The organism is Terrabacter sp. MAHUQ-38 (genome assembly GCF_014518425.1).
GTDB lineage: Bacteria > Actinomycetota > Actinomycetes > Actinomycetales > Dermatophilaceae > Terrabacter.
Genome location: NZ_JACVCU010000003.1, coordinates 1 through 14,659, shown reverse-complemented (window position 1 = coordinate 14,659; position 14,659 = coordinate 1). Strand labels below are relative to the sequence as shown.

13 protein-coding genes are annotated in these 14,659 nt (G+C 71.1%); 9 read left to right on the top strand and 4 right to left on the bottom strand.

Features of this window, described 5'->3' with window-relative positions; all coding sequences use genetic code 11:
• Positions 1-4 precede the first annotated feature (4 nt).
• Entirely contained in the window at positions 5-520 is a 516-nt protein-coding gene (locus tag H9I49_RS11315; RefSeq protein WP_188030491.1) for a GbsR/MarR family transcriptional regulator, read from the top strand.
• A 218-nt stretch (positions 521-738) separates the two neighbouring features.
• A complete protein-coding gene (locus H9I49_RS11310; RefSeq protein ID WP_188030490.1) occupies positions 739-2,331 on the top strand; it encodes a methylmalonyl-CoA mutase in 1,593 nt (530 codons plus the stop codon).
• 36 nt (positions 2,332-2,367) lie between these two features.
• Here the strand turns inward: H9I49_RS11310 and H9I49_RS24440 are convergent, their stop codons facing one another.
• The 4 genes from H9I49_RS24440 to H9I49_RS24435 all read right to left on the bottom strand — a co-directional run bounded on the left by H9I49_RS24440 (position 2,368) and on the right by H9I49_RS24435 (position 5,968).
• Entirely contained in the window at positions 2,368-2,793 is a 426-nt protein-coding gene (locus tag H9I49_RS24440; RefSeq protein WP_188030489.1) for a DUF559 domain-containing protein, read from the bottom strand.
• Between the two features lie 637 nt (positions 2,794-3,430).
• The gene (locus H9I49_RS11300; RefSeq protein WP_223128639.1) at positions 3,431-4,309 is read right to left on the bottom strand and encodes a PfkB family carbohydrate kinase; all 879 of its coding nucleotides are present in this window, start codon (positions 4,307-4,309) and stop codon (positions 3,431-3,433) included.
• The gene (locus H9I49_RS11295; protein ID WP_188030488.1) at positions 4,306-5,268 is read right to left on the bottom strand and encodes a pseudouridine-5'-phosphate glycosidase; all 963 of its coding nucleotides are present in this window, start codon (positions 5,266-5,268) and stop codon (positions 4,306-4,308) included. Before H9I49_RS11295 ends, H9I49_RS11300 begins: the two co-directional genes overlap by 4 nt.
• A 10-nt stretch (positions 5,269-5,278) precedes the next feature.
• Positions 5,279-5,968, bottom strand: a complete 690-nt coding sequence (locus H9I49_RS24435) for a (2Fe-2S)-binding protein (protein WP_188030487.1) — start codon at positions 5,966-5,968, stop codon at positions 5,279-5,281.
• Between the two features lie 96 nt (positions 5,969-6,064).
• Between H9I49_RS24435 and H9I49_RS11285 the strand changes: the two genes are divergently transcribed.
• From H9I49_RS11285 to H9I49_RS11255, 7 genes are all read left to right on the top strand, one after another.
• On the top strand, positions 6,065-7,318 hold the full coding sequence (locus H9I49_RS11285) for an amidohydrolase (protein WP_188030486.1): 1,254 nt from the start codon (positions 6,065-6,067) through the stop codon (positions 7,316-7,318).
• Positions 7,319-7,429: 111 nt separating this feature from the next.
• Positions 7,430-8,500, top strand: coding sequence for a BMP family ABC transporter substrate-binding protein (locus H9I49_RS11280; protein WP_255523912.1), 1,071 nt, complete (start codon positions 7,430-7,432; stop codon positions 8,498-8,500).
• Positions 8,501-8,655: 155 nt separating this feature from the next.
• A complete protein-coding gene (locus H9I49_RS11275; RefSeq protein WP_188030485.1) occupies positions 8,656-9,834 on the top strand; it encodes an ABC transporter permease in 1,179 nt (392 codons plus the stop codon).
• 1 nt (position 9,835) lies between these two features.
• Positions 9,836-10,825 (top strand): ABC transporter permease, encoded by a 990-nt coding sequence (locus H9I49_RS11270; protein WP_188030484.1) that lies wholly within the window; start codon positions 9,836-9,838, stop codon positions 10,823-10,825.
• Positions 10,822-12,363 carry an ABC transporter ATP-binding protein gene (locus H9I49_RS11265; protein ID WP_188030483.1) on the top strand — a complete coding sequence of 514 codons (1,542 nt, stop codon included), beginning with the start codon at positions 10,822-10,824 and terminating at the stop codon, positions 12,361-12,363. Before H9I49_RS11270 ends, H9I49_RS11265 begins: the two co-directional genes overlap by 4 nt.
• Before the next feature lie 135 nt (positions 12,364-12,498).
• Positions 12,499-12,852 carry a cytidine deaminase gene (locus tag H9I49_RS11260; RefSeq protein ID WP_188031182.1) on the top strand — a complete coding sequence of 118 codons (354 nt, stop codon included), beginning with the start codon at positions 12,499-12,501 and terminating at the stop codon, positions 12,850-12,852.
• Positions 12,853-12,908: 56 nt separating this feature from the next.
• Entirely contained in the window at positions 12,909-14,198 is a 1,290-nt protein-coding gene (locus tag H9I49_RS11255; protein WP_188030482.1) for a thymidine phosphorylase, read from the top strand.
• Positions 14,199-14,659 lie beyond the last annotated feature (461 nt).

The following is a 14,659-nucleotide window of genomic DNA, read 5'->3' as shown; positions in this document are numbered from 1 at the left end:
AGTGGTGACGACAGCGCGACGGCGGGCAGCCCGCGACGAGCGGGCGGTCTCCGCGTACGTCGAGCGCTTCGGCGACACCCTCACCGATGCCGGTATGCCGCGCCTCGCCTCCCGCGTCTTCGCCCAGCTGCTCGCCGACGACGACGGCCGCATGACGGCGGCCGAGCTGACCGAGGCCTTGGACGTGAGCCCGGCCGCAGTCTCCGGCGCCGTGCGCTACCTGACGCAGACGTACATGATCGGCAAGGAGCGCGAGCGCGGGTCGCGTCGGGACGTCTACGTGGTGCAGGCCGACGCCTGGCACGGAGCGATGCTCTCGCGTGACCGGATCCTCGCCCAGATCGAGACGAGCCTGCGGGCCGGGGTGCCGGCCGTCGGCGGCCTCACGACTCCGGCCGGGCGGCGTCTGCAGCTGTCCGTCGAGTTCCTCGAGTTCCTGGCCGAGCGGCTCGGCGCGCTCGAGGACGAGTGGGACCAGCGCAAGGCCGAGATCACCCGCGACTGGCCCGCCGACCCCTGACCCGTCGAGGCCAGCACTCGCGCCCCCCAACCCCCGTCGAGGGGCCAGCACTCGCGCCCCCAACCCCCGAGGGGCCCGCACACGCGCCCCCAACCCCGTCGAGTGGTCACTTCCGTTCGGGACCCGGCACGGCGGCATACGGCCTCGGTCACGTGAGATGGGCAACGTTCGGGCCTTCGGCGGCAGCGCCGCGGCCCCACGCGGATACGCTCGGCGCCATGGCTGACAGCACTGGCGCGCGCTCCGAGTCCGACCTGCCGATCGAGCCGGTGTACGACGCGTCGGCGCTGGCCGGGTGGGACCCGGCGGCCAAGCTCGGGGCGCCGGGCGGCTACCCGTTCACGCGGGGGGTGTACCCGTCGATGTACACGGGCAAGCCGTGGACGATGCGCCAGTACGCCGGGTTCGGCACCGCGAAGGAGAGCAACGAGCGGTACCACCAGCTCGTCAAGGCCGGCACCGGCGGCCTGTCGGTCGCGTTCGACCTGCCGACCCAGATGGGCTATGACTCCGACGAGCCGATCGCGCACGGCGAGGTCGGCAAGGTCGGGGTCGCGATCGACAGCCTCGACGACATGCGCACCCTGTTCGACGGGCTGCCGCTGGACAAGATCTCGACGTCGATGACCATCAACGCGCCCGGCTCGACGCTGCTGCTGCTCTACCAGCTCGTTGCCGAGGAGCAGGGCGTGGCGGGCGAGAAGCTGACCGGCACGATCCAGAACGACGTGCTCAAGGAGTACATCGCCCGCGGCACCTACATCTACCCGCCACGCGCGTCGCTGCGCCTCATCGCCGACGTCTTCGCCTACTGCCACCAGGAGCTGCCGCGCTGGAACACCATCTCCATCAGCGGCTACCACATGGCCGAGGCCGGCGCCACGCCCGTGCAGGAGATCGCGTTCACCCTCGCCAACGCGATCGAGTACGTCCGGGCCGCGCAGGCCGCCGGGCTCGAGGTCGACGACTTCGCGCCGCGCCTGTCGTTCTTCTTCGTCGCGCGCACGACCCTGCTCGAGGAGGTCGCGAAGTTCCGCGCCGCCCGCCGCATCTGGGCGCGGATCATGAAGGAGGACTTCGGCGCGACCAACCCGAAGTCGATGATGCTGCGCTTCCACACCCAGACCGCCGGCGTGCAGCTGACCGCGCAGCAGCCCGAGGTAAACCTCGTCCGGGTCGCCCTCCAAGGCCTGGGCGCGGTCCTGGGCGGCACCCAGTCGCTGCACACCAACAGCTTCGACGAAGCCATCGCCCTGCCGACCGAGAAGGCCGCCCGGCTCGCGCTGCGCACCCAGCAGGTCATCGCCTACGAGACCGACGTGACCAAGACCGTCGACCCGTTCGCCGGCAGCTACGTCATCGAGGCCATGACCGACCAGATCGAGGCCGCCGCCCTCGACCTGATCCAGGCCGTCGAGGACAAGGGCGGCGCCGTCGCCGCGATCGAGCAGGGCTTCCAGAAGGCCGAGATCGAACGCTCCGCCTACCGGGTCCAGCTCGAGATCGACCACGGCGAACGCACCGTCGTCGGCGTCAACCGGTTCACCCTCGAGCAGGAAGAGCGCTACGAGCCGCTGCGCGTCGACCCGACCATCGAGCAGGACCAGCGCGAACGTCTCGCCGCCCTGCGCGCCGACCGCGACCAGGCCGCCGTCGACGCCGCGCTGGCCCGGCTGCAGGACGCCGCCCGCGGCACCGACAACGTCCTCTACCCGATGAAGGACGCCCTCGCCGCGCGCGCCACCGGCGGCGAGGTCGCCCACGCCCTGCGCGAGGTCTGGGGCACCTACCAACCCCGCGAGACCTTCTGACGGGTCAACCGACAGGTCCCCGGCGAGACAGTCCCCTCACGCCGCCCCCGTATGCCGTCTGCGACCTGTTGGTTGACCCCGCAGGGCGCGTCGGACGGCCACGACGCGACGCAGCACCGAGGCAACCCATTCCGGGTCGAACATCACCTGCTCCCAGCTGAACCGCAACACGAGCCAGTCGCGCGCCATGAGCTCGTCGTAGCGCCGGCAGTCCCGGTCGAAGTCCTGTCGCCGTGCATGGAACTCGTGGCTCTCCGCCTCGAGCACGATGCGCAGGTCCTCGTCGGCCAGGTCGACCCGCGCGTAGAAGTCGTCGTAGCGGATCCTTGTCTGCGGCTGCACCTCGAGTCCCGCGACCTCACTGGCGATGGCGCGCAGCACCGACTCGAACGGGTTCGCCGCTCGCGGGTCCGCGGCTGCCGCGACGCGTTCGACCTTGGCGCGCTGACGGGTCCCAGCCACGCCGCTCGTGCGCTCACCTCCTGCATGCGCAGACCCGAGCGTCGCGCAGAGTCGGCCACGGCGAGTGCCTCGTCGTAGGGCAGGTCGAGGCAGCAGTCGATGATCGTCCGCGCCTTCGATGTCACCCAGCCGTCCACGACGTCATCGCAGTCCAGGTCACGCCAGTGCACGATCGCCCCGTCGCCGGCGCCGGGCGCGAGGTGGCGTTTGCCTCGCACCGTGACGTGTGGCCGCTCGGGTGGCGACTTCACCGGCCAGCCCCAATGGTTGGCGGCCGTCGTGTGCGAGGCCGTGCCGGTGAGACTGAGCGCCTCGCGGCGGCCCGCCTCGCCGAGCGGCAGGCTGTACCAGCCGCGGGCGACCCGCAGGATCCGGCCCTCGGCGAGCGCCGCATCGATGTGTCTCCAGTGGCTCAGGGAGCGCAGCCGGTCCCGACGCCCGACGCCACCGAGCCGGACCAGCGCAGCCTCGGGGAGCAGATGGTTGGGCATACCTCAGGTTCGTCGGCCACGGCTCGGGCGCGTGCCGCTCGTCCACAGGGGTCAAGGAACAGGACACCCAGCCCGAGCCCCGCATTCATGGGCCACGGGACCGCGTACATCCTGTTGCCTGACCCGTCGGCGCGGGGGAATGCCGTCTAGCTGGGGCGGGCGCCGACGCGTGCCGCCGCCGCGCTTCCGGCCGCCACCCCGGCACGCAGGGCCGCGGCACGGTCCTGGCCTCGCAGCCAGGCCGACAGGAGCCCGGCGTTGAAGGCGTCGCCGCACCCGGTCGCGTCGACGTTCTCGACAGCGGGTGCCTCTGCCGTCTCGTCGACACCGTCGCCGACCCAGCGCGCGCCCGCGGCGCCGTAGGTCGCCACGACCTCGCTCGTGTGCCGGAGGATCGAGGGCAGGCCGCCGAGCGTGGCGACCTCGTTCTCGTTCGGGAGCAGCAGGTCCACGCCGTCGACCCATCCCAGGAAGGTCGCGACGCCCTCCCGCTCGATGAGGGCGGGCGACTGCGGGTCGACCGACGTCGTCCAGCCGAGCGCCCGCGCCTGGCGCAGCGACTCGAGCCCCGCCTCGCGTGACCCCGCGTCGAACAGCACGTAGCCGCTGAGGTGCAGGTGTGGCCGCGGCTCGGTCGGGAGGCCGAGGGAGGCGAGGTCGACGTCCGCGACCGAGAAGGCCTTGTTGGCACCGCGGTCCGGAAACATCGTCCGGTCGCCGTGGGCGTCGAGCAGGATGACGACGATGCACGTCGGCAGGGCCGGGTCGACCGCGAACGCACACTCGACGCCCTGGGCCTCGAGCTCGCGGCGGCACGTCGTGCCCGCGGCGTCGTCGCCGACCCGCGCGACGAGCGTCACCTCGGCCCCGAGCCCTGCCAGCCACGAGGCCGAGTTGCCGCCCGCGCCGCCGGGCACGAGAGCGACCGCCGACGGAGTGTCGGAGTGCCACCGGATGTCGCCCGAGGGTCGGGTGATGACGTCGAGCCCGACGTCCCCGACGACGACGACCGGCCGGGAGATCACGGCGCCGCCGAGGGAGCCGGCGCCGGCGACAGCCGTGCGATCTGCGCCGCCACCTCACCCGCGAGCCGCGCGTTCGACAGGACGAGCTCGACGTTGGCACGCAGCGACTCACCGCTCGAGCTGTCGTGGAAGTACTCGAGCAGTCGTGGCGTGACGTCCTTGCCGTGCACGCCCTCGCGCTCGAGCACGGCGAGCCCCTCGGTCACGAGCCGGTCGTGCAGCTCGCGGTCGACCTGCCGGTCGGCCGGCAGCGGGTTCGCGAGCACGACTCCCGCCGCATCGGTCCCGAGCCGGTCGCGCGTCACGGCCACGCGGGCCGCCTCCTCGGCCGACTCGACCCGCCACGGCACGGCGTGCCCCGAGTCCGACAGGTAGAACCCCGGGAACGCGTCCGTCCGGTACCCGAGCACCGGCACCGACAGCGTCTCGAGGTACTCCAGCGTCCCCGGCACGTCGAGGATCGACTTCACGCCCGCGCACACGATGAGGACCGGTGTCGAGGCGATGACGCCGAGGTCGGCCGACACGTCGAACGTCTCGGACGCGCCCCGGTGCACGCCCCCGAGGCCGCCGGTCGCGAAGACGCGGATGCCCGCGAGGTGGGCCAGCGCCGAGGTCGAGGCGACCGTAGTCGCGCCCGAGCGCCCCAGCGCCGCGGCCACGCCGACGTCGCGCATGGACAGCTTGGCGATGTCGGGGTCGGTGCACACGCGCTCGACCTCCGCGGCCCCCAGGCCCACGTGCACGACGCCGTCGAACAGCGCGATCGTCGCCGGCACCGAGCCCCCGGCCCGCACCGCGCCCTCGATCTGAGCGGCGATCTCGATGTTGTCGGGGTGGGGGAGACCGTGGGCGAGGATCGTGCTCTCGAGGGCGACGACGCCCACTCCCGCGTCGAGGGCCTCGCGCACCTCCTCGTGGACGACGAGCAGGTCGGAGGAGGGGAGGCGCTGCGACATGGCCGTCACCTTAGTTGCGCCGTCGGCCCCGACCGCTCCGGGGGCAGGAGGCGCACTCGCGCATCCCGGGCAGCGCGTAGATGAAGCAGCACGACACGCGGGTCGGCTCGGGACCGACGCTCTCGCCGGCTGCCCCCTGCGCGAGCCGCACGGCGGTGTCCCACATGTCCGTGACCACACCCCAGCGTTGCCGCGAGCCGATCCGGACCGTGGGCGCGTACGCCGTCACCAGCTCGGAGACCAGCCCGAGGTATGCCGTGTGGCCGCGTTCCAGACGCCGCCCCGGCTCGGCCTCGACCGTGAGCTCGACCCCCGCCGGGTCGACGACCACCCGATGCGGGTTGAGGCCCGCGGCCAGCTCGAAACCCAGCCCGGAGCCGGAGGGGAAGAGCACCCACGGGCCGAGCGCGGCGGCATACGCGATCGGGGTGGCGACGACCTCGCACCACCACTGCAGCACGAAGGCAGCAGGCACGTGCTCCCTGACCCGCACGCCGTGCCGTTGCTCGAGCTGCGCGTGCAGGGCGCTACGCCAGGGTGCGAGCGGGTCGGAGCCGGCGCGGACGTGGGCCACGACGTCTGCGCACCAGACGGTTGCGGGGGAGGGCTCGCACGTCAGGGTCGTGAAGGGCAGCGCGCGGTCGACGATGTCCACGACGCGACGCACCTCGTCCTCGCCGAGGCGTGTGCCGGTCTCCACGTGGTCCACAGGTCCCTTCCGTCCCTTCGTCCCGAGGGCCGCACCCGGCCCGTCCGGCGCGGACCTCGGACATCCTCTCGCTAGACTCCCCTACTCGTGACCGACCGCTCGCTCTCGCTGCCCTTCGAGGCCATCGCCCGAACCGTCGAGCAGCACGCCTCGGAGCTGGTCACCATCCGGCGCGACCTGCACCTGCACCCCGAGCTCGGACGCGGCGAGGTCCGCACGACGGCTGTCGTCGCCGAGCGTCTGGAACGGGCCGGGATCAGCGTGCGCCGGCTGCGCGGCACCGGCCTCGTCGCCGACATCGGGCCGAGCAGCCCGACCCAGCGCATCGCCCTGCGGGCCGACCTCGACGCGCTGCCGATCCGCGAGCAGACCGGCCTCGAGTTCGCGTCGCAGACCGATGGTGTGAGCCACTCCTGCGGCCATGACGTCCACACGACCGCGCTCCTCGGCGCCGCCCTCGCGCTCAAGCAGGCCGAGGCCCGGCTCGCTGCCGCCGGCGTCGCCGCGCGCCTCGTCTTCCAGCCCGCCGAGGAGCTCATGCCCGGCGGCGCCGAGGACGTCGTCGCGCAGGAGGGACTCGTCGGCGTCGACCGCATCTTCGCCCTCCACTGCGACCCGAGCCTCGATGCGGGCCAGGTGGGTCTGCGTGTCGGTGCCATCACGGCGGCCGCCGACCAGGTCGAGGTGACGTTGTCGGGTCGGGGCGGCCACACGTCGCGCCCGCACCTGACGCAGGACCTGACGTACGCGCTCGCCAAGGTCGTCACGGACGTGCCCGCGGTGCTCTCCCGTCGCCTCGACCCGCGTGCCAGCGCCGCGCTCGTGTGGGGGTCCGTCCACTCGGGCGGCGCCGCCAACGTCATCCCGTCGTCGGGCAAGGTGGGCGGCACGCTGCGCATGCTCGATGCCGGCATCTGGGAAGGCGTCGAGCGCCTCCTCGAAGCGGTCGTCCACGAGGTCGTCAAGCCGTACGCGGTCCACGCCGACGTCACGATCACGAAGGGCGTGCCCCCGGTCGTCAACGACGCCGGCTGCATCGACGCCTTCACGGCGGCCGTGACAGGTGCCGGCGCGTTCGTCACGTCGACGCCGCAGTCACTCGGCGGCGAGGACTTCGCGTGGTACCTGACGCACGTGCCGGGCGCGATGGCCCGCCTCGGCACCCGGGCTCCCGGCGGACCGACGTACGACCTGCACCGCGGAGACCTCGTCATCGACGAGGCCGCGATCGGGGTCGGGGCCCGCACCCTGGCCGGGGTCGTGTTCTCCGCTGCGGCCCACCTCGCGGGCACCCAGACGCTCGGCGGGGTCCCTCCTCTGAGCGCGGTCGCGGATCGGTAACACTTCCTGCGACATGCCCTGACGCGCTCAGATCTTGTGGCGTCGGGGTCTACAGTTCCGTGCTATCTGGGCCGATGTCGTCGTCGGCCCGTCGGACTGAAGGAGAGCGCCTTGCGTTCACATGTGAAGTTGAGTGCGGTCGTCGCGGGCGGACTGGTCGCCGCACTCGCGGGCTGCGGTGGGACCACGGGCCCCTCCACCGGCTCGGGCGGGGGCACGAACACGGCCGCGTCGGGCGACTGCTCGAGCGCCGAGGTGTTCTGCGTCGGTCTCGTGACCGACGTCGGCAAGGTCGACGACAAGGGCTTCAACCAGGCCGCCTGGGAGGGCGTCGAGGAGGTCAAGGGCGAGCTCGGTGCCCAGACCAAGTACATCGAGACGACCGACCCCAAGGACTACGCGAAGAACATCAAGCAGTTCACCGACACGAAGTACGACGTCATCGTCACGGTCGGCTTCTTGATGGGCGACGCGACGCGCGCCGCGGGCAAGCAGTACCCCAACACCAAGTTCATCGGCTTCGACCAGTTCCAGGCCGACCCGGTGGTTCCCAACGTGACCGGCCTGATCTTCCACGAGGACCAGGCGGGCTACGCCGCCGGCTACCTCGCCGGCCTGATGACCAAGACCAACAAGATCGGCGTCGTCCTCGGCCAGGAGATCCCTCCGACCCAGGCCTATGCCGCCGGCTACGAGAACGGCGCCATGGCGGCCAACCCGGGCATCAAGGTGTCGAAGGTCTACCACCCGGCCGGCAACACCGCGTTCAACGACCCCGTGTGGGGTGCCGGCGAGGCCAAGAAGATGCTGGCGCAAGGTGCCGACTTCATCTTCGGCGCCGGTGGCAACACGGGCAACGGCGCGCTCCAGGAGGCCGCGAAGACGGCCGGCGCCGGCGACAAGATCTTCTGCATCGGTGTGGACCTCGACCAGTGGAACACCCTCCCCGCTGCACACCCGTGCCTCATCACCTCGGCAGAGAAGCACGAGAAGGAGGGCATCGGCACGCTGCTCAAGCAGATCAAGAGCAACGAGATCAAGCCCGGCAACTTCTTCGGCACCGCCGGCATCTCGCAGTTCCACGACTTCGACAGCAAGGTCCCGGCCGACGTGAAGACGAAGGTCGGCGATGTCGTCAAGAAGCTCGAGGACGGCTCGCTGGCGACCGGCTACAAGCCCTGATCAGTTCCGTCCGGGGCGACACAGATCCGCACTAGAGTCCCGTCATGATGACGTCGAGCGGGTGCTCCACCGGGGCGCCCGCTCGACGCCGTTCCCCGTCGGTTCGCCGGCGTGTCGCATGAGTCGTGTCCAGACAAGGAGTCGAGAGGTCCGAGATGGCCGATCCCAGAGATGAGCCGTCCGACGGCGCCCCCTCGCAGGGCGCCGTGGCCACGGAGGCGCCGCCGCCGGTGGTCCCCGAGCAGGGGGCGCCGCCACCACCGACGGGGGTCCTGGGACTGCTCGTCCGGGAGCAGTCCATCGTCGTCCCGATCGTGGCGGTCGTCGCCGCCCTGGCCATCGGGGCGGCGCTCATCCGGGCGCAGGGGGTCAACCCCACGTACGCCTACCAGAGCCTGTTCTCCTACTCCTTCGGCACGGCCGACGGCCTGCAGGCCACCTTCGAGAAGATGGTGCCGCTCATCCTGTGCGGTCTCGCGGTCGTCATCCCGCTGCGCGTGGGCCTCTTCAACATCGGTGCGCAGGGCCAGCTCATGTCCGGCGCCATCTGCGCGGCCGCGGCGGCGCACTCGGTCCGGGAGGCGCCCGGCTTCCTCGTCGCCGTCATCGCCATGGTCGCGGGCATCCTCGGCGGCGCCATGTGGGCCTCGATCGCCGGTGCTCTCAAGGCCAGCCGCGGGGTGCACGAGGTCATCTCGACGATCATGCTCAACTCGATCGCCGCGGGGCTCATCGACTACCTCGTCAACGGCCCGCTCAAGGACCCGACCTCGGCCTACCCCGCGTCCTACCCGGCCCCGGATGCCGCCAAGCTGACCCCCCTCGGGTTCATCCCGATCGGTCTGCCGATTGCCCTCGTTCTCGCGATCCTCGTCGCGTGGATGCTGCGGCGCACGACGCTCGGGTTCCAGTTCGAGACGATCGGCCGCAACCGTCACGCCGCGTCCTATGCGGGCATCCGGCTCGGCGGCATGATCGTGCTCGCCATGGCGGTCGCCGGTGGCCTGGCGGGGCTCGCCGGTTCCGTCGAGTACCTCGAGATCGACCCGTACCGCTACCAGGACGGCATCGCCGGCTCCCTCGGCTTCGACGGCATCACCATCGCGCTGCTCGCCCGGTCGAGCCCTCTGGGCACGATTCCTGCCGCCATGCTCGTCGGGGCCCTGCGCGCCGGCTCGTCGACGTTGATGTTCAACACCGGCATCCAGCCCGAGATCGTCGACATGCTGCTCGCGATCACGCTGCTGCTCGTGTCGCTGCCCATCATCGCCAAGCTGATCTTCCGGCGGCACACGGCCAAGTCCTCCGCCCTCGCGAGCAGCTGGGGGTCCTGACATGGAATGGCTCCAGCGCAACCGGATCTCGGTGGGCACCACCGTCGTGATCCTCGTGGCGGCCTACGTCTTCTACGTCGTGAACGACAACGTCGCGACCTCGATGTTCAAGGGGGCGTGGTTCTTCGCGGTGCCCCTCGTCCTCGGTGCGCTCACCGGTGTCGTCGGAGAGCGGTCGGGCGTCGTCAACATCGGCATCGAGGGTCAGATGCTCGTGGCCGCCTTCACGGCGTTCTTCACCGCGGCGGCCTCCGGGTCCCTCGTGGTCGGAGTCGGCGTCGGGATGCTCGCCGGCATCGTCATGGGCGCCTTCCTGGCGTTCACGACGGTCAAGGGCCTGATGGACCAGATCATCGCCGGTGTCGTCATCAACATCGTCGCGACCGGCCTCACCTCGTTCTTCTACCGTCCCGGCCAGGTCCTGTCGGCGAACATGCCGCAGTGGGACATCCCGGTGCTCTCGAGCATCCCGCTGATCGGCGACGTCTTCTTCCAGACGGGTCCGATCGCGCTCTTCGCCCTGCTCGCCGTGCCGGTCGTGCATCTCGCGCTCTTCCGCACGCGGTGGGGCCTGCGCACGCGGTCCATCGGTGAGTACCCCTCGGCGGCCGACACCGCCGGCATCAACGTCATCCGGATGCGTCTGCTCAACGTCACGATCGGCGGGATCTTCGCCGGCGCGGCCGGTGCCTTCCTCTCGATGGAGGCGACGGCGGGCTTCGAGCGAGGCATGACGGCCGGTCGAGGCTTCCTCGCGCTCGCGATCCTCATCTTCGGTGCGTGGCGGCCCCTTCGCGTCTTCGCCGCCGCGCTCTTCTTCGGCTTCACCAACGCCCTCGCGTCGCAGCTGCAGGGTGTCATCAACATCCCGCAGCAGTTCATCACCCTGCTGCCGTACCTCCTGACCCTCGTCGTCCTGGCAGTCGCCGCCGGACGGGTCCGGGCACCTGGCGCGGTCGGGCAGCCGTTCGTGAAGGGAGAGGGTTCGTGAGCCAGCAGGAGACGGAGCGGCCCAGGCAGCAGGACGAGCGGCTGCTCGACATCGCCGGGCTGTCGAAGTCCTACGGGACGGTGCGCGCCAACCGAGACATCAGCCTGCACGTCCGCCGCGGTGAGATCGTCGCGCTGCTCGGTGAGAACGGCGCCGGCAAGTCGACGCTCGTCAAGCAGATCTTCGGCCTCGCCAAGCCCGACGAGGGCACCATCACGATCAAGGGGGACGCCAGCCCGGTCAAGGACCCGAGGGACGCGATCCGTCGCGGCATCGGCATGGTGCACCAGCACTTCCAGCTCGTGCCGGTCATGACGGTCGCCGAGAACATGATCCTCGGACACGAGACGACCAAGGGCGGCCGGCTCGACATCGACGGAGCGCGGGCCATGGTCCGTGAGCTGTCGAAGAAGCACGGCCTGGCCGTCGACCCCGACGCCGAGGTCGAGGACCTGCCCGTCGGCACGCAGCAACGCGTCGAGATCCTCAAGGCCCTCTCGCGCAAGGTCGACCTGCTCATCCTCGACGAGCCGACCGCCGTGCTCACGCCGCAGGAGACCGACGAGCTGCTCTCCGTCATGAAGGAGCTCGCCGCGGCGGGCACGTCGATCGTCTTCATCACGCACAAGCTCCGTGAGGTCCTCGCCGTCTCCGACCGCGTCTACGTCCTGCGGCAGGGCGCGGTCGTCGGCGAGGTCGCCACGGCCGACACGGACGCTCGTGGCCTCGCGACGATGATGGTCGGTCGCGACGTCGTGCTGCGCGTCGACAAGGACGAGGCCAAGCCCGCTCACGAGGTCCTGTCCATCAAGGACCTCGTCGTGCTCGACGACCGTCACCTTCGTGCCGTGGACGGGTTCTCGCTCGACGTGCGAGCCGGTGAGATCGTCGGCGTCGCCGGCGTGGAGGGCAACGGCCAGCGTGAGCTCGTCGAGGCGATCGCGGGGATGCGCCCCCCGCAGTCGGGCAGCATCGACCTGCTCGGCAAGGACATCACCAAAGCCAACCCGCGCGACACCCACGTCGCCGGCATCGGGCACATCCCCGAGGACCGCGAGCGTCACGGACTCGTCGCGTCCTACTCGTTGGCGGACAACCTCGTGCTCAACCGCTTCGCGGAGAAGCCGTTCTGCAACGGGTTCGTCCGCGACTTCGACGAGGTGCGCCAGAACGCCGAGGCGCTCTTCACCGAGTTCGACATCCGCGCCCCCGGCGTCCAGACGCCCGCGGGCGCGCTGTCGGGCGGCAACAAGCAGAAGGTCGTCGTCGCACGCGAGATGAGCTTCGGGCCCAAGCTGCTCATGGCGGCCCAGCCCACGCGCGGTGTCGACGTGGGCTCCATCGAGTTCATCCACCGCCGCATCGTCGCCGCGCGCGACGAGGGGGCCGCCGTCCTGCTCGTGTCCGCCGAGCTCGACGAGGTGCTCTCCCTCGCCGACCGCATCGCCGTCATCCACGGGGGCAAGGTCGTCGCCGAGCTGCCCGGCAAGGACGCAGACCGCACCGAGATCGGCCGGCTCATGGCGGGTGACCAGTAGGTGGCACCGGCGGACGAGACCGTCGGTCACGACGAAACGCGGCCGTATGCCGCCCAGCCCGCCTCGCGGCACACGGCGGGGTCGCTGGGGCATGACGTCGACTGGGAGGCGCTGCGCTCCCGCGCGGTCGAGGTGATGGAGCGGGCGTACGCGCCCTACTCGCACTTCCCGGTCGGCGTGGCCGGTCTCGTCGACGACGGCCGCGTCGTCGCGGGCTGCAACGTGGAGAACGCCGCGTACGGCGTCGGTCTGTGCGCCGAGTGCGGGATGGTCTCCGAGCTGCATGCGACCGGCGGGGGCCGGCTCACAGCTGTGTTCTGCGTCGGTGGCGACGGGCTGCCCCTGATGCCGTGCGGCCGCTGCCGGCAGCTGCTCTGGGAGAACGGCGGCCCGGAGTGCCTGCTCATGACGCCGGAGGGCGTGCTGCCGATGTCGGCCGTCCTGCCACAGGCGTTCGGACCGGAGAACCTTCGTCACGCCGGGGGCTGAACGGCACGTCCGCGGTCCCGGGTCGGGGCGGCGCACGGCTGGGACATGATGGTCCGGTGAGCGAAGCCTTCGATGCCGTAGACGTCATTTCCGCCAAGCGCGACCGGACCGAGCTTTCGGACGCCCAGATCGACTGGGTCATCGACGCGTACACCCGCGGGACCGTCGCCGAGGAGCAGATGGCGGCGCTCGCGATGGCGATCTACCTCAACGGCATGAACGCGCGTGAGATCGCGCGGTGGGCCGACGCGATGATCCGCTCGGGAGAGCGGCTCGACTTCTCGGGCCTGTCCCGCCCGACGAGCGACAAGCACTCGACCGGCGGGGTCGGCGACAAGATCACGCTCCCGCTGGCGCCGATCGTGGCCGCCTGCGGCGTTGCCGTGCCGCAGCTGTCCGGGCGCGGGCTCGGCCACACCGGCGGCACGCTCGACAAGCTCGAGTCGATCCCGGGGTGGTGCGCCGACCTGACGAACGAGCAGATGATGCGCCAGCTCGAGGACGTCGGTGCCGTCATCTGCGCAGCCGGCTCGGGCCTGGCCCCTGCGGACAAGAAGCTGTATGCGCTGCGTGACGTGACGGGGACGGTCTCGTGCGTGCCGCTCATCGCGACCTCGATCATGAGCAAGAAGATCGCCGAGGGCACCGGTTCGCTCGTGCTCGACGTCAAGGTCGGCTCGGGCGCCTTCATGAAGGAGCTCGACCAGGCCCGTGAGCTCGCCGAGACGATGGTGCGCCTGGGCGCCGATGCGGGCGTGCACACCGTCGCGCTGCTGACCAACATGGAGACGCCGCTCGGCCTCACCGCCGGCAACGCCCTCGAGGTGCGCGAGTCCGTGGAGGTGCTCGCGGGTGGGGGCCCCGGCGACGTCGTGGAGCTGACCCTGGCGTTGGCACGGGAGATGGTGGAGGGCGCAGGCCGCGAGGACGTCGACCCCGCCGACGTCCTCGCCGACGGCCGCGCCATGGACGTCTGGCGCCGGATGATCCGGGCGCAGGGCGGCGACCCGGATGCCGAGCTGCCTGTGGCGAGGGAGACGCACCAGGTCCTGGCCCCGGCTGACGGGGTGCTCGTACGGCTCGACGCGCTGGCGGTCGGCGTGGCCGCGTGGCGTCTCGGTGCCGGGCGCGCGCGCAAGGAGGACCCGGTGCAGGCCGGCGCCGGCGTCGAGCTGCACCGCAAACCCGGTGCGACGGTGCGTGGCGGCGAGCCGCTCATGACCCTGCACACCGACGAGCCCGAGCGGTTCCAGAGGGCTCTCGAGGCGCTCGAGGGCGGCTTCACGATCGCTCCGGAGGAGTCGCGGCCGGACCTGCCGCCGATCGTCATCGACCGCGTCTCCTGACCGGCCGGGCGATACCGACGGCCGACGGCCTCCGAACATGGCGTTTTCGCAGGTCAGCGACTCGCAGGGCGAGGACAGCGGGGGACGGGAGAGCCGATTTGTGTTTCTCGGCGGGGCCGGGCTAATGTTCTCTTTGTCAGCCCGACAGGGAGGAACGGACGCCACCGCGGCGGTGAGAGATCACCCGAGCGAAGTTGGCCGGTCCCGGGGCTGGTACCCAAAGCACAAAGGTCGGCCGGTTGGTCCGGTCCACCGGGCTGCGGGTCCGCCATCTGCGCGGGTCAGCTTGGAGCGGTTCTCTGGAGCCGCAAGCGAGTTTGACTGGCACGGAGCCGGCGGGTAAGTTTGAAGGGTTGCCCCGGAGGCCTCCTCGGTGAGGTGGTTGATGGTGTGTGTCCGATTCTTGAGAACTCAACAGCGTGTCAAAAATCGATGCCAATTACCTCGTCTCGGGGCCTGGC